Source organism: Algoriphagus sp. oki45 (assembly GCF_036245605.1).
GTDB lineage: Bacteria > Bacteroidota > Bacteroidia > Cytophagales > Cyclobacteriaceae > Algoriphagus.
Genome location: NZ_BTPC01000001.1, coordinates 66,647 through 82,429 on the forward strand (window position 1 = coordinate 66,647; position 15,783 = coordinate 82,429).

Consider the following 15,783-nt stretch of genomic DNA (forward strand, 5'->3'; position numbering starts at 1 on the left):
TACTTTCTTAATTGGGGATTTCGTAGGAAAGGCCCAATTTTTCCAAGCCTTGCTGTATTTCAGGAGCATTCATTACCAACTTCCAACCCAAACCTGATCTATAGTTTTCAATCATGGTCACGATCGGTCCCTGATCAATAGCCAAGTAGCGCTTAGGGAAAAAGTCATGATGAGGGCTCATCGCGTCGTAGAATCCATAAGGTCCAAACACTTTTTCTCCATAGTTTTCATACAGATTCCTTATCACCTGCATGGATTCCTCAGGGGTGTAAACAATGGAAGAAAGAGCTGCAGTCGGAGAAATCACACCTACATCATCTCCGGGGCGATGGGCATGGTAAAAATTGACCGAGTAGGAGGCGGTCAGGCCCCACAAGTTTTCACCATACCCTTTAAATTTTCCCGGATTGGAAATGCACCAAGCCCGATTGATCAGAGTTTGATTCCTGTTTTCTTCCCAATAGTCGGCATACTGATCTTTAAGTCCTTTGGGATTGATGCTGAGGTAGGAATAGTGGGCCCAAAAAAGCGGGCCTCCCAATTCCTCTGCCCCATTATGCTTTAGCTGTAGGGGAAAACCATAGGGCGTCTCTTTTGGTGAATGAATGCCGCCTGACCTCGCCCAGCCTTGATGGTAAGCTTCTGGATCGATGGGGTGAGTGGGAGAGGCTGCCGCCAAAATGTAGGTTACCAAAGTTTCATTGTAGCCTTCCAATGCGAAATTCATGTCCCAGCCAAAATTGGGGGACCAATGCCAGTAAAGTACCTTTTGCCCGTTTCGGGTATGCCAGGTCCAATCCATTTCCTCCCAAAGGGTTTGGATTCGCTGAGATATTTGTTTTTCGGCCTCATTCCCATTTTTGAAATACTCCCTGACTGCAAGGAGCCCCTGCATCAGAAAGGCCGATTCGACCAAATCTGCTCCGTCATCCTTCGGGCTGAAGGGCTTGGTTTTGCCCGTTTTTCCATCCAACCAATGGGGCCAAATCCCATGGAAGCGATCGGCTTTTTCAAGAAAGGAAAGCATCTTTTGGAATCGAGCTACGGCTTCCTCCCGACTGATCCAGCCCCGCTCTATTGCTCCTAAAATCCCTATCAATCCCATTCCTGTACCTCCGGTGGTGATGATATGCTGATCCTGATCGGGATAATCTCCATCGATATGAATTCGCTCGGGAGCCATTCCTGAATTGGGCTCCGCTCCTTCCCAGAAGTACTGAAAGGTGTAAAACTGAACCGTGTCTAGCAATTGCTCATCACTGAGCTGAGGTTTGGTATCAGGAGGCTGATTGGATGGCTCGCTTTGGCAGGAAAAGAGCAGGAGAAAAGAGGCTATTCCGGAAAGAATGGGTGAATAGATTTTGAGCATCATATGGGATTATTGGAAAATCTCAGTGATAATACGCATTCTTCATCGGGGAAAAAAGGAGGTTTCCGAAGGATAAAATTCGAAGTCAAGGAAAAGAATGGAGTGAATGCAGAGATAATTTTTCAGATTTTCTCACAATTCCTTTACCGGTTAGTTTAATCCAAAGGTGAGCAGTAATTTAGAGCAGACAAGAAGAAAATGATGTCAGATCAGATTAAAATCAAAGCTTTTGGAATGATTGCGGAGAAAATGGGGCAGGAGGAAATCCTTGTGCCTAATCCCGGGTCTACAGATCTGCTACTCCATAAGCTTTATCAAGAGTTCCCTCAACTCGAATCCATGAAGTTCAGCTTGGCCATCAACAAAAAGCTTTGCTCCGAACCTACATCCATACCCCAAGAGGCTGAATTGGCCCTTTTACCCCCATTTTCCGGAGGCTGATTTATGAATAGATACGACAGACAATTGGTGCTGCCGGGATTCGGCATAGAAGGCCAAGCCCGACTTCGAAAATCTTCTGTGCTTGTGATTGGAGCGGGGGGATTGGGATGTCCGGTTTTGCTCTATCTCGCAGCAGCCGGGGTAGGTAAAATAGGCGTGGTGGACGGAGATCAGGTGAATCTTTCCAACCTTCACCGGCAAGTACTTTTCGGAGAAAAAGACTTGGGGAAAAACAAAGCGGAAACTGCCGTCCGACACTTTCAGCAAAAGTACAGCGATATCCAATGGGAGATTTTTCCGGAAATGATCAGCAATTCCAACGCCGAAGAATTGATTTCCGGCTACGATTTGATCATCGATGGGAGTGATAATTTCCCCACCCGCTACCTGGTCAATGATGCCTGTGTGCTGTTGGACAAACCTTTGGTCTTTGGAGCAATCTATTTGCATGAAGGGCAGGTTGCGGTATTCAACTGGGGTGAAAAGGCCTGCAATTACCGGGATGTATATCCGGAGATGCCTTCTGCCACAGAAATCCCCAACTGTGCCGAAACCGGAGTTTTAGGCGTTTTGCCGGGCATCATTGGCAATCTGATGGCATTGGAAGCGATCAAGGTGCTATCCGGCTTTGGTAAACCTTTACAGAATCGGATGCTTTTTTTCAACAGCATTAGTTCCCAATCCTATGAGGTGGAAATTTCACCCAATTCCAAAGGAAGAAACGCCATTCCGGGAAGTATTCAAGATCTGCATGCCTTGGATTACGAGTTGGCCTGTGAAGGAATCAAGCAGCTGACTTGGAATGAGGCCATGCGAAAAATGAATTCGGATGTGGCTTTTGTGGATGTGCGGGAACCCGGTGAAATGCCTCCTTTGGAATGTACCGGACTGCAGAAAATCCCTCTTTCTTCTCTGGCTGATCATTTTGACCAATTGGAAGAAGCAGAAGAAATTCTCTTTTTCTGCCAAAGCGGAAGTCGCAGTCAAACAGCCGCCCAACTCCTGCAAAAAGAGTTTCCGAAAAAGAAAATCTTCTCTATCCGGGGAGGAATCAATGCCCTGAAAACCTAAATCTGAAATGGAAAAAGAACGCAAACCCAAAAATATTTTTGTGCAGGGGCCGATTTCTCCTGAGAAAATCGCCCAATCCATAGCCAATCATGCCAGCAAAACCGATATCGGAGGCCATTCCATTTTTCTTGGGCAGATTCGGGCCGACCAAAAGCCGGAAGGCAATGTTATTGCCATTGACTACACGGCTTACGAGGACATGGCTTTGGAGAAGGCCTTTGAAATCAGAGAGGATGTTTTTGCCAAATACCCGCTGACCTGCATGCATATCTATCACAGCCTGGGAGAGATCAAAGTCGGGGAGATTTGCCTCTTCGTTTTTACCTCCTCCAAGCACCGAAAAGCCGCCATGCAAGCCTGTGATGAATTGGTGGAGCGGATCAAAGCAGAACTTCCGATATGGGGGAAAGAAATCCTGGATACGGAAGGACATGTTTGGAAGGTAAACACCTAGGAATCAAGCTAAATTAAGTTTACCTTTTCGTCAAACACTTCGCCTATGTTTGACAAATTGAATCTGGGTTTACTTGACCTGTTGACGATTCTGCTTCCCGGGGGACTGCTAATTGGTTTTTTGATTTTTGTGGGTTGGCCGGAGGACTTGTTCGTTTTAAACAGCCTGGCAGATTCACCTTGGATGGAGGGAACCATATTCTTTGCCACAGCCTATGTTTCCGGGCATTTTATTTATCTGGTTTCCAGTTTTTTGGATGGATGGATATATGATAAAATCAAACCGATCTGGTGGTCCAATTTGAGTCTGTTCAATCAGGCCTTGGGTATTCGTTTCGCCAAAATCCAAACGGTCAGTAGAGGAGATTTCAATACATTCAAGTATGCAATGGCCTATTTGCTGACGCATAAGCCCAATCTCCATTCGGCAGTAGAACGAACGATGGCCGAGTCCAAGTTTTTCAGGAGCTTTTGTGTGGTGCTGTTCGTTGGGATTGTTTTTTCTCTGGTCAAAAGCAATTGGGTTTTAGGGGGGATTTGTCTGGGGTTGATGCTGCTATCCCTGATTCGATACCTCACCCAGCGGGCCAAATCCATCGAGGCAGCCTATCAGTACTTAATCCTGCTTCATGAAGGTGACTTGGGTTCTTTTCCTCCCCAAGAAGATGAGTTGAAGCTGTATGCCGGTCAGAAGAAGTCTGATTTTTGGAAGAAAGTGGGTTTAAGTGTAAATCAGGTTTTTGTTAGGAGATCGTAGGAAAGGTTTTTTTCAGATTCCGCATTCACCTTTCAAAGAGGACTGGATTTAGATGAAAATTCCTGCAAAACTCTCAAATACTCCCGAATACACTTTTCTGTAAATTGGCTAAAGTCTTTAGTCTCTGGATTCTTTTCTAGCAGCTTTTTATTTTCCAGAACCCAGCTCGTTTGAAGTTGGTCCAGTTGATTTCTCCATTCAGGCTGCAACTTGGAATAGTCATTTAGGATAGATCTTTGTATGGATTTGGCTTTCCACCAAAGGCTTTTGTCAGGATGGGCTGATGGGGAAAAAAGTCCTTGATCCCAGCTTGTCCCAAAATAAAACGGCAAATACACGCTCAGGCAGGGATGGGCTGTCCCGGTCATCCAAATCGTCGGGTTTCCAGATTGGGGTATTTCGGCCACCATGCTTCCCGTGGTATCCGAGGGATTGGTCATTCCGGTGGCATGCATACAGATGCAGCCTGTGGTGGCTTTTTTCGGGTTAAAATCTTCCCGGTCATGCTGTCTGAGGGCCTCAAAAAAGTCCCGTACTTCCAATTCCTTCCTTTTTTCCAAAAATCCAAAGGTGCAAGCCTGTCTTTGTTTTGCTCTACCCACTTGGGTATAAAGTAGGTCGGAAAATCTCCCGCGGAAACTCTCTTTCTTCCCTGAAAATAGCGATTGAACCGTCCGCTTCTCTTCTACAAAATGAGCTTCATCATAATCTTGGTCCAAGGTCAGCCCGTTGGAAATGCTGCCCATGGAATTGACACGACGATAGCCCCAGGATTTTCCTGCCGTTTCCAGAATGAATGCCTCTTGAGGATCAGCGATCAGGAAACTGTTGTGGTAATAGAAATTGCGGTTTTGATATCCTCCACAGGCATTTTGTCCAAATTCTTCCAAAAGATTGGTGATGATTTTCAGGGCTTGTTTGGCTGAGTTGCTTCTTTCCAAAGCCAAGCGAAGCAAATCCATGCCTGTGAGTCCAACTTTCTTTTTGTCAAAACGGACGTTGGTGAAAACCGCCTCATTTCCGATCACGACTCCGTGTTCATTGACTCCCATCTCGGCACCCCACATCTGAAAGGGCTTCGAGAGAATTACTTCGAAAGTTTCCTCTACTTGAGGGATCGTGATGTAGGTGCATTTCAGCTGGTTTTCCTTCGGAAGTTGCCTAGGGTAATGAGCTATTGACTGCGCTTCCAAAGGCTCCCGGTCAGAGTTTTTTCCGAAAATCAGGTTACCGAAGGCGGTTTTGTCCGGAAGAGCTACCAAAGTATCACACATTGCGTTAAGGATTTTTCGTTTGGACTTCCATCAAACACTTTTCAGCGGCAGCTTCACCCGCGATCACAGCCCCTTCGATATATCCATGCCATCGCTCAGCAGCTTCCGTCCCGGCAAAATGGATGTTTCCTTCTGATTTTCGGTAAGCATCCTGCCAAGCGGTCCAAGCGCCTTTTGGCATCAATCCGGCATAGCAGCCTTGGGACCAAGACTCATCTGTCATGGTAAAATCTTCGTATTGGATCGATTTCTTGGCCTTTTCTCCAAAATATCTAATCAAGACCGCCTCCAGTTTCTTCTTTCTCTCTTTTTTTCCTTGGGCAAAAAAAGTATCTGCCCGGCCGCCGATCGTGAATCCCATGATTATCCCTCTGCTGGCATCTGCTGGAGAGCAGTCAAAAAAGGTCTGAAATGGGGTGGACTCATCGGATAAGGCCTGACCCGAAAAACCCATTGCTCTCCAAAAGGGCCGATCATAGATCATAAAGCACTTGCCCACACGGCCCATAGGATAGTTTTTGAGGAGTTCGCTTTTTTCGAAGGAAAGTCTTGGAGAAAATTGGATTTTGAAAAGAAGAGGGGGAGGAACAGCCAAGATGATTTGTTTACAATCCAACTCAAACCCATCTCCTGAGACCAAATATCCTGAATTGGTTTTTTGAATTCGACTTACCGGATAATTGAATCGGATTTGCTTTGCAAATCGCTCTGCTATCTTTTCTGCCAAAGTTTGCATTCCGCCTTTGACCCGATGCTGCTGAGCTCCATTTTTGATATTGATCAGGCAATCCAAAGAAGTGCCGGATCGGATATAAAAAAGCGCATGGAGCAGGGAAATCTCCTTCAGGTCGCAGGCAAAGATAGTTTCGCAGCCTACTTGGAATACCTGACGAGTCTGGGAATGGGTACAGTTTTGGATTAAAAAATCCTCCAAAGTCACGGAATCCCATTCTTTGGATTTTGGATGAACCCAATGTGCTTCTAAAGACACAGAATCGGCCATTTTCTGGATTTTTCGCATTACCCAAGCCAGTTGGACTAAAGCAAAAAGGCCGAGCTTGGGAATGACTCCCCGGTAGGTTTTGATCCTTTGTGCAAGGTCAAGAATATTTTTTCCCTGATTATAAGTTTCAAAATACTCCATCCCATATTCCTTACACAGGGCATACATCCGGTCTTGGGTAGGGCCTATCCATTGTCCACCCAGATCCAGATAAAATCCGGAAAACTGCCGTGTATAAACTCTCCCACCCAAACGGTCCCGTGCTTCCAGGACAAGAAAAGAAATGTGGTTTTCGTGAAGTTTTTTAGCAGCTGCCAAACCGGAAAAACCTCCTCCGAGGATCAAAACTTCTGTGCTGGGGTGATTCATTTTTGGAAGTTATTCAAAATCCCAAATGTTCCCAACTCTACTCAAAAGTTCCCTAAATCCCGGACGAAGAAGATTTTTTCGAAATAGAAAAGGCAAAAAAACTATGCGGATCGCTATTGAGCGATTAAAAATTCCCTGAATTCCTTCGTGTTGAAATTGCTCATTCCTTCCTGGTAAAAGACGATTTTTCCTTCCTTATTTACCACCAGAGTAGTAGGAATGGACTCGCTTTGAAGGCTGGAATTCAAGCCAAAGCTGGCATGGACGACCGGGAAAGTCCAGGTTTTTCCCTCCATAAAGCCTTTGCTTTTTTCAAATTCCCGATCCAGTCCCACCATCAGGAATTCCAGATTGGGTTGGTCTTTTACTGATTTGTAGAGTTCCGAAATATGAGGCATTTCGGCTCGGCAAGGGCCACACCAAGAGGCCCAAAGATTGATAAATACGGTTTTTCCCCGATAATCCTGAAGGTTGATTTCATTCCCCCGCAAGTCTACAAATCGTCCCCGATAATCAAAGTTTTGATTGGTCAGATCCACCCGTTCCAATTTGGGTTTGATCAAGCCTGTAGACAGCAAGACAGACTGAATAGCTCCCTGGATCACGGGTAGTAAGCCAGTGAAATACAGAAAGGCAAAAAAGGCCAAAATCAGACCCCAGGACTTAATTTCTTTTTTCCAATCCATTATTTAAGGACGATTTTTCGATGCTTCGACTTCGCTAAGCACAAGTTTACGATTTACGACACTACTAAGAGTTTAAAGATTCCAAAAGGATTTTAACTCTGAATGAGCTTCAAACGATGAACCTCGAACCAAGAACTTTCAAACTTCCAAGTTTTCAAAATTAACCCCACAATTTCAGACCCTTAGTGACAAGTCTTACATTTTGGGGTTTCAGGCAAAAAAAGCAGCCTTATCTTGCGGCCTCATTTCTGATTAAGATTACACCTAAATATGAATTACGAGATTAAAATCGCCTCCGAGCTCGGCGTTAAGCCGCATCAGGTTCAGGCGACGATTGAATTATTGGATGGAGGAGCTACCGTTCCTTTTATTTCCCGCTATCGAAAAGAGGCGACTGGCACCTTGGACGAAGTTCAGGTGGCGACTATTCGGGATCGAATCGAACAGCTGAGAGAGTTGGACAAAAGAAGAGAAGCTGTCCTCAAGTCAATTGATGAGCAAGGTAAACTGACTCCTGAGCTGAAAAAATCAATCGATGCAGCCGAGACTATGGCCAAGCTGGAAGATATCTACTTGCCCTACAAACCGAAGCGAAGAACCAAAGCGACTATTGCTCGGGAAAAGGGCTTGGAGCCACTCGCAGAGAAGATTTTCACACAGACTTCTTTTGACCTTGCCGCAGAAGCCAACAAGTATTTGAATGAAGAATTGGAGGTGAAATCCACCGAGGAAGCCCTACAGGGTGCGCGGGATATCATCGCCGAGTGGATCAACGAAAAGGCCGAAATCCGTGAGAAAATGCGAAAGCTCTTTCTGGAAGAAGGAACCTTTACTTCTCGCGTGATTCCTGGTAAAGAAGCCGAAGCCATCAAATACAAAGACTATTTCGACTGGTCCGAGCCGATCAAAACAGCTCCTTCTCATCGGGTTTTAGCGATGAGACGTGGGGAAAAGGAGCTTTTCCTTATGCTGGACTCCTGTCCTGAAGAGGGGTCTGCTTTGATCCTACTGGAGCGGGAGATTTTGGCAGATGCGGCAAATTCTGCTGTAGATCAAGTCAAACTGGCGATCAAAGACTGCTACAAGCGCTTACTCAAACCCAGCATGGAGACGGAAATCAGACTCCTGACCAAGAAAAAGGCGGATGAGGAAGCAATCAAAGTATTTGCTGAAAATCTCCGTCAGCTTCTGTTAGGGGCTCCTCTCGGAGAAAAGTCCGTCATGGCCATCGACCCGGGATTCCGGACTGGCTGCAAACTGGTTTGTCTGGGGCCCCAAGGTCAGTTGCTGCATTATGAGGCGATTTTTCCTCATGAACCACAGCGACAGACTGCCGCTGCGGGCATGACTGTCAAAGGTTTGGTGGAAAAATTTTCCATTCAGGCCATTGCTATCGGAAATGGAACTGCTGGACGGGAGACGGAGGCTTTTGTGAAGAGTTTGGGGTTGCCGAAGTCTGTCATCGTGACTATGGTAAATGAAGCTGGAGCATCTATTTATTCTGCGTCGGAAGTGGCAAGAAATGAATTTCCGGACTTGGATTTGACCGTAAGAGGAGCAGTTTCCATCGGTCGACGGTTGATGGACCCCTTGGCAGAGTTGGTGAAGATCGACCCGAAATCCATCGGAGTAGGGCAATATCAGCACGACGTGGATCAAAATGCCCTGAAAAACGCTCTCGACGATACTGTCATGTCGGCGGTGAATGGAGTAGGAGTGGAGGTCAATACCGCTTCGAAAGAACTCCTGACGTATGTGTCAGGTCTGGGGCCTGTTTTGGCTCAGAATATCGTTGAATTCCGAACTGAAAACGGACCCTTTACCAGCCGCAGCCAACTCAAAAAAGTACCCCGATTGGGTGAAAAGGCCTTTGAGCAAGCTGCGGGTTTTCTTCGAATCCAAAATGCCAAGCACCCCCTCGATCGTTCGGCCGTCCATCCGGAGCGCTATGAATTAGTGGAAAAAATGGCCCAAGACCTCAAGGCTTCCGTTTCTGATTTGATGAGTTCGGAGGAGTTGAGGAATAGAATTGTGCTCAAAAACTACGTTTCCGAGATCGTAGGTCTTCCTACCCTTGAGGATATTTTGGAGGAATTGGCCAAGCCCGGTAGGGACCCAAGAGAGACGTTTGAAGTGTTTCAGTTCCAGGAAGGAGTCAATTCCATGGCTGATTTGAAGACAGGCATGAAGCTGCCCGGAATAGTCACCAATATTACGGCTTTTGGTGCTTTTGTGGATGTGGGGGTACATCAGGACGGATTGGTCCATTTGAGTCATTTGGCAGATCGTTTTGTTAAGGATCCCAATGAAATTGTAGCCGTGGCTCAAAAAGTTCAAGTGACTGTTTTGGAAGTGGATATTCCCCGAAAGCGGATTGGGCTGAGTATGAAGTCCGATCCTTTTGCGGAGCGAGGCAAAAGCCCTGTCAAAGCTCCTCAAAAAGTAAAGGAGTCAAGCCGAGAATCTTCCATGGCAGAAAAATTAGCCCAGTTGAAAGGAAAATTTCGCTAAAAAAATGAAAAAAAAGATAAGCGCGATCCAGGTGGGATCGCGTTTTTTTTTGCCCTTGATCAGACCTTTTTTTTGAAAAAAATAATTATTTCTCACCGTATTGAAATCATAATCCGTCTTGCGATATTTCTCGAGTCAAACCTCTTTTCTTAAATCCGAGGGATTCTTTCAAAATAGGTGTTGATCTTACCCTAAACCCCATATTTCATTTCCCATGTTTAAAAAAACAGTATTCATCCTGAGTGCTAGTCTCATGATGTGCTTTCCTCTTTTTGCCCAAGAAACGACCCCGGGTATTCGAGCCAAACTCCTGCTGGAAGGAGGCTTGGAATACGGCGGAGACGAATTACTTCAGGTCTTTTTCACCAATGGAGAAGATCAGGTCATGCGGGCTGGTCAGGGAGGCTTCTTGTCGGTAGGTGGACAGCTGGATTTTCCAAAAATCAAGCATTTGATGCTGAGAGGAGGAATCGGCTGGAAATACAACACCACGGCAGCCGACGATGCCAATATCCGATTTACCCGTCTTCCCATTTATCTGATACCTTTCTACAAAATCAATGAAAACTTCCGATTGGGAGCCGGAATCACTACTCATCAAGCGGTCCGATTCAAAGGGGACGGTTTTGTGCCGGACGCTGACATGGAAAGCAACTTAGGAGCAAGAGTGGAATTCGGCTACAAGTGGGTGGCTCTTACCTACACTTCAATTAAGTATACTTTGCCAAATAGCGAGGTGCTTTCAGGAAGTTCCATAGGTGTAGCTCTTTCGTTTACCATACCCGGAAGTTGATACCTTGAATTTCTATAGTCAACTACAGAGCCCAGACCTTTTGAAATCAAAAAAGCTGGAGGCGTGATTTCCTCCAGCTTTTTTTATGCTCAACCTGAAATGGTTTCTGATTTAGATATCTGACATTCTTCCTCCTCTGCCACCTCCCGCAGAGTCACCGGTATTGATCAGTTCATTGTAGTCGTCCATATCCATTCCCTTGCTGAAGCGGCGCAAATTGTAGGTAAAGGACAACATGAAGTAGCGCTGGAGTACATTGGTCTGAATATCCTCAATAAATGTCTCCGTTATATTTCTTCGGACATTGGCATTTTGACCCAATAAGTCATAAACCATGATGCTGATTTCTCCTCGTTGGTTTTGGAAGATTTTCTTACCAATGCTCATATTGATCAGGGAGAAGTTGTTGTCAAATCCTTCGGAAAGTCCGGAGTTGATCTGGTGGTTTAGATCTAAACGGTAAATAAAACCTTCCCAAATGATCCAGTTGAAATTGACCCGGAATCGCTGCTGAAAGAATCGGTCATTGAGGTTGGCGTTGAGTGTGTTTTCCACTCGATTGAAAGAAGACCTGGACCAGATATTGAAGTCAATCTGATCGCTGATGCTACTATTGATAGAGAATCCGGTGCTGATTCGCTGGGAGTTATTGAATCCGATTTGGTCATTGACCTGACCAGGTCGTCGGGTCACTCCACCTCCGAGATTGAGGTTGAGCTTGGACTTGATAAAATCCAGAGGCATTCCGTAGCTTAACCAAGATCTCATATCCCAGTATCCGTCCAAGTTGACCGGGCTATTTAATTGGGAGCCTTTCTCTAGAATTATTCCATCTTGGATTTCTGTGGGTTCATCTGCAATAAAGGTACTGTTGGAGATAAAGTTGTTGACTAAGGAAGAGCTGGCGAATAAGAACCAACTTTTATCCGTGTCAGGATTTTGACTTCTGAATCGAACTCGGAATTGGTGGCTGTACGATTGATCTAGATCGGGATTGCCAGTTCTCAGCTGAAGAGGGTTTGAATTATCAATTACGGGCTGAAGCTGCCTTACCTGAGGTTCGGCGGTGCGGGTATCGTAGTCCAGTTGGATATTGGTAGTAGGAGAAAACTTATACTCAAGACGCGCAGTAGGCAATATAGCTTTGAAATTTCTCTGTAGTGCAAAAGGCTGAGGGAATTCCTGGGAATTGTCCAAATCAGCATTTTGGTATTGGACTTCAGTTTGCATTTTGAAGTTTTCAGTGCTGTACTGATAGCCCAATTCAAACTCTTGGGTGAGGTAATCACTTTGGAACACGTTACTCAATGCCGTATCCAGCATCATTATTCCAGTTTCAAAATCCCCCCCTTCCACGTTGAAAATTAATTGCTCAGAGTCATTGTCTCTGTTTCCAACCTCATATTCGATCTCGATCTGGCTTTTTTCACTGAGTGCCTCTGTGAAAGATAGTCCCACTTCCCATCGGTTTCCGACGCGGTCTCGGGTGGTCAGCTGATCGATTTGCTCTACCCGCTCTCCAGACTCCTCGAAGTAGGTGTTTTTAGCAGTTCTTTCAGATTCGTCGTTATCCCAGCCTCGGTGGTAGAAGGTTCTTAGAGTAACCGTCCTTCCTGGCTTATTGAATTTGTGACTGTAAAGCAGGCGATTAAAGAAATCAAATTCTGAATAGTCGCCAATTCGGGCGTTTTCCACCTGATTGATGAGATTCTGCCCATCGGTAGTTTCTCCAAAAAAACCGGAATTTTCAGTTTCAAATCTTGCCCGCAATCTTGGGATGTAGAGGATTCTGTTTTTCGCATCCGGATTGTAGTCCAATCTTAAATCGGCTGAATGTTCATTATTTACCCTTACATCCCTAGATACCTCTGAGTATTCTTGATCGGAGCCGTCGGTGGTGACAAAGTCCCGGAAACGCGAAATGATTCCCACATTTTCTCTGTTTGAATACTGATAGCTCCCTGTGACCTTGATTTTTTCCCCCCAAAGATCCGTGTAGTTCATTCCCAAAATATTGGTAGTTACAATTCCTTCCTGTGGTCTGCCATCAGATTGGGTATTGGCATCGCTGGAATAGTTGAGCAAGTTGACATTGTTGGACAAACCGGTGAAGGTGAATCTTTGGTCTTCATTGAAGGCATTGACACTTGCTCCGACCAGATAACGGTCATCGGTACCATAGCCTGCCGTCATCTTTCCAAATTGCCCTTTTCTGCGGTTGGGCTTAGTGATGATGTTGATGGTTTTTAATCTTTCTCCATCATCAAATCCGCTCAATTGGGCTTTTTCACTTTTCTGATCGAATATCTCTATGCTCAGAATGACTTCTGCAGGTAGATTTTGAAGGGCGGATTGGACATCGTTTCCGAAGAAAGGTTTCCCGTCTACCAAAATCTGAGCGATTGCTTCTCCCTGGGCTTGCAGTACTCCACCTTCAGAAACTACACCCGGTAGCTTCTCTATCAATACCTGAGCACTGGCGTCTTTCATAGTCTTGAAAGCATCAGCGTTGTACATGGTGGTGTCACTTCGCTGTGTTCCGGTGGATCTTCTGGCTGCCACCACTACCTCTCCCAAAGCCGTGGCTTCTTCTCTAATGCTGATTGCTCCTAGGTCCAGATTACTTCTTATAGAAATGGTTTTATAGTAGTCCTGGTAGCCTAGATATTGAATTTTAAAAAGGTATTCGCCTTCACGGATATTGTTCATTTCAAATTCCCCATCGATTTCTGATATCGTACCTGTTACCTGTGAAGAGTCGGAAACAGATAGTAAAAGGATATTTGCATAAGGGACAGGCTCGGATTTTCCGTATTCCAATACCCTTCCCTTCACGGTGTAATTCTGGGAGAAAGAATTGAAAGAAAGCCCAAATAGGAAAAATAAAAGGTAGAAATACTTCATGGTTGGTTTGAGTTTACTCGGATGTATTGTCTCTTTAGGTGACAATACACACTATTTACTTACAAAATAACCGGACAAAGGTTTCATATCGATTCATTTATTGGCTGAGCGGTCGAATGGTAAAATGAATAGTAACCAGTCATGGAAAAAATCCAAAACTATCCTGTGCTTACCTGAAAATCAGTGGTTTATAAAGCGGGGTAAAAACCGACAGTTTTTGTCAGGAAAAAATGTTGATTTTTACATCATTATGATGTTTATAAAAACAACATTTACTAACTTGACTCATGTAAATCAAAGAGCTATGGAATCAGCAGAGAAAATCAGGATCACCTCCAAGGCACTTGCCTCAGGCAATCATCAGGTCAAATTTTTTGTGGAAGATGAGCAAAGACCACAATACGGCTATCTCTTGGTCACAGAACCCAAGCCGGTAGGAGAAATCATCGAGCAGATTAAGGCCAAATTGGAAAGCAGAAAGGCGAAAATGGGAAATTTGAACCCGTTTTTCCCTGTCGCTCCTATGGAAGACGACCCTAACTTTTATCTCTTTTCAGCATGAGTTATTTAGCCTCAAATCTCCGATACCTCCGCAAAGTGAAAGGAATCACCCAAAGTGATCTTGCGGATCAGCTGGACGTGCAGCGAACCATGATATCTGCCTACGAAGATGGGCGCTCTGAGCCCAAATTGGCGACCTTGCTGAAAATCAGTGAGCTGCTTGAAGTGGGTTTGGAAGAGTTGATCGAGCATGATATTGAGCGACTGGGACGCAAGGCACTTCAAAAGCGAAAGTTGAATATTCTCACCATTGCGACCGATGAGAATGATCGGGAGAATATTACTCTGGTGGGTCAAAAGGCCTCTGCAGGCTATCTAAATGGATTTGCCGACCCAGAATATATGGAGACCTTACCACAATTTCATCTTCCAAATTTATCCCGGCAGGCGACTTATCGGGCTTTTGAATTAGCCGGAGACTCCATGCTTCCCTTGATTCCGGGTACTATTGTGATCGGAGCGTATTTGGATCAGCTTACTCAAATCAAAAGCGGGAAAACCTACGTTTTGGTTACACAAACAGAAGGGGTCGTGTATAAGCGGGTCTTTAATTACCTGGCAGAAAACGGCAAACTCTTCTTGGTCTCTGATAATGACCACTACAAGCCCTATGAAGTCAAGGGAGAGGATGTATTGGAAGTCTGGGAAGCCAAGGCCTTTATCAGCACCGATTTCCCCAATCCGGGGGATAAGAAAACTCCCTTGACCCTAGAAGACTTGGGTAAGATGATTCAGGATATTCATTCTGATCTGAAGAAAATCACAGGCTAAAAGAGAAGGGGAAGGCATGAAGAGGGAATAAAGCCATTCGAATTTTGAGTCCTAAATCAGGAATCGATCAGTTCATCAAGGCGGTTCTTGATTTTCCCGACTGCATCAAAAGATGGGTCAATATTGACCACTCCTTTTCCTAATTCATGCCAATATCCGTCTCCACAGTCTATGTAAGTTCCCCGTTTGTTTCCCGGAGATTCCTTAGCCAATTCATAGTGATAGTCAGGAGTGAAAATAAGTTTCATCAGCTGAATGGCATATTCCCAATTGAGATTTCGGGTTTTTCCTCCTTGATCAAAAATTACCTGCCTGTGGGAGAAATGAACCGTAAGGCTGCAATCCCAAGCCCTTTCTGAATCGACTTTTCGAAAGTGGATCTGCAGCGGAGCTTCTTTTTTAACGGTTTCATAGATGGCCTGGATCAGGTCCTGTGCCATAAGCTGCCACTCTTCCTGATTGGAAGGGATTTTTACGCCTTCCTCTTTTCCCTGTCCCTGTGGGGTCAGAGAGATTCCGCCGTCCTCGATATCCTTGCTCGTCCACTTGCTGCTGGAGTACAGTTCTTGAATGGGATCGATCCAAACCTTGTCCAAAGGTCCCTGATATCGATAATCGTCGTTGAGGGTAAACCCTTCGTCGAGAATTTCTTCTTCCGAAAGCTCCTCGCGCTCAGTGTAGTGGAGGTCAAGTTGTACTTCCAAATCCCCTCGTTTCCAATCCAAAGCCAATCGAAACACATGGCTGTATGGTGGGGGAACCAATCCTGAATCGTATTCCAGAATCAAACCGGTGAGGGAGTTTTTAGCAGAGCTCATGC

The 15,783-nt window shown here is 45.3% G+C and carries 14 protein-coding genes; 8 read left to right on the forward strand and 6 right to left on the reverse strand.

Annotation, left to right across the window (positions count from 1 at the left end):
• Positions 1-7: 7 nt before the first annotated feature.
• On the reverse strand, positions 8-1,369 hold the full coding sequence (locus AAA942_RS00250) for a glucoamylase family protein (RefSeq protein ID WP_338218212.1): 1,362 nt from the start codon (positions 1,367-1,369) through the stop codon (positions 8-10).
• 201 nt (positions 1,370-1,570) lie between these two features.
• Between AAA942_RS00250 and AAA942_RS00255 the strand changes: the two genes are divergently transcribed.
• Genes AAA942_RS00255 through AAA942_RS00270 form a run of 4 tightly spaced genes read left to right on the forward strand, consistent with a single transcriptional unit; the run spans position 1,571 to position 4,091 of the window.
• Positions 1,571-1,810: a MoaD/ThiS family protein gene (locus tag AAA942_RS00255; RefSeq protein ID WP_338218213.1), complete on the forward strand. Its 240-nt coding sequence runs from the start codon at positions 1,571-1,573 to the stop codon at positions 1,808-1,810.
• A 3-nt stretch (positions 1,811-1,813) separates the two neighbouring features.
• Positions 1,814-2,881, forward strand: coding sequence for a HesA/MoeB/ThiF family protein (locus tag AAA942_RS00260; RefSeq protein ID WP_338218214.1), 1,068 nt, complete (start codon positions 1,814-1,816; stop codon positions 2,879-2,881).
• 7 nt (positions 2,882-2,888) lie between these two features.
• Positions 2,889-3,335 (forward strand): molybdenum cofactor biosynthesis protein MoaE, encoded by a 447-nt coding sequence (locus AAA942_RS00265; protein ID WP_338218215.1) that lies wholly within the window; start codon positions 2,889-2,891, stop codon positions 3,333-3,335.
• Positions 3,336-3,380: 45 nt separating this feature from the next.
• Positions 3,381-4,091 (forward strand): hypothetical protein, encoded by a 711-nt coding sequence (locus tag AAA942_RS00270; protein WP_338218216.1) that lies wholly within the window; start codon positions 3,381-3,383, stop codon positions 4,089-4,091.
• A gap of 32 nt (positions 4,092-4,123) precedes the next feature.
• Here the strand turns inward: AAA942_RS00270 and AAA942_RS00275 are convergent, their stop codons facing one another.
• The 3 genes from AAA942_RS00275 to AAA942_RS00285 form a co-directional block, all read right to left on the reverse strand.
• A complete protein-coding gene (locus AAA942_RS00275) occupies positions 4,124-5,365 on the reverse strand; it encodes a carcinine hydrolase/isopenicillin-N N-acyltransferase family protein (RefSeq protein ID WP_338218217.1) in 1,242 nt (413 codons plus the stop codon).
• A gap of 4 nt (positions 5,366-5,369) precedes the next feature.
• Entirely contained in the window at positions 5,370-6,737 is a 1,368-nt protein-coding gene (locus AAA942_RS00280) for a flavin monoamine oxidase family protein (RefSeq protein WP_338218218.1), read from the reverse strand.
• Between the two features lie 113 nt (positions 6,738-6,850).
• Positions 6,851-7,423, reverse strand: coding sequence for a TlpA family protein disulfide reductase (locus tag AAA942_RS00285; protein WP_338218219.1), 573 nt, complete (start codon positions 7,421-7,423; stop codon positions 6,851-6,853).
• A gap of 270 nt (positions 7,424-7,693) precedes the next feature.
• Between AAA942_RS00285 and AAA942_RS00290 the strand changes: the two genes are divergently transcribed.
• Together AAA942_RS00290 and AAA942_RS00295 are read left to right on the forward strand one after the other, a co-directional pair.
• Entirely contained in the window at positions 7,694-9,934 is a 2,241-nt protein-coding gene (locus tag AAA942_RS00290; RefSeq protein WP_338218220.1) for a Tex family protein, read from the forward strand.
• 214 nt (positions 9,935-10,148) lie between these two features.
• Positions 10,149-10,727 carry a hypothetical protein gene (locus AAA942_RS00295; RefSeq protein WP_338218221.1) on the forward strand — a complete coding sequence of 193 codons (579 nt, stop codon included), beginning with the start codon at positions 10,149-10,151 and terminating at the stop codon, positions 10,725-10,727.
• A 111-nt stretch (positions 10,728-10,838) separates the two neighbouring features.
• Here AAA942_RS00295 and AAA942_RS00300 read toward each other — a convergent pair whose 3' ends face one another.
• The gene (locus AAA942_RS00300; protein WP_338218222.1) at positions 10,839-13,631 is read right to left on the reverse strand and encodes a TonB-dependent receptor; all 2,793 of its coding nucleotides are present in this window, start codon (positions 13,629-13,631) and stop codon (positions 10,839-10,841) included.
• 304 nt (positions 13,632-13,935) lie between these two features.
• On the opposite strand from AAA942_RS00300, the gene AAA942_RS00305 reads away from it, so the two are divergent.
• Positions 13,936-14,193, forward strand: a complete 258-nt coding sequence (locus tag AAA942_RS00305) for a hypothetical protein (protein WP_338218223.1) — start codon at positions 13,936-13,938, stop codon at positions 14,191-14,193.
• Positions 14,190-14,963: an XRE family transcriptional regulator gene (locus AAA942_RS00310; protein ID WP_338218224.1), complete on the forward strand. Its 774-nt coding sequence runs from the start codon at positions 14,190-14,192 to the stop codon at positions 14,961-14,963. Before AAA942_RS00305 ends, AAA942_RS00310 begins: the two co-directional genes overlap by 4 nt.
• 56 nt (positions 14,964-15,019) lie before the next feature.
• Here the strand turns inward: AAA942_RS00310 and AAA942_RS00315 are convergent, their stop codons facing one another.
• Positions 15,020-15,781, reverse strand: a complete 762-nt coding sequence (locus AAA942_RS00315) for a hypothetical protein (protein WP_338218225.1) — start codon at positions 15,779-15,781, stop codon at positions 15,020-15,022.
• Positions 15,782-15,783 lie beyond the last annotated feature (2 nt).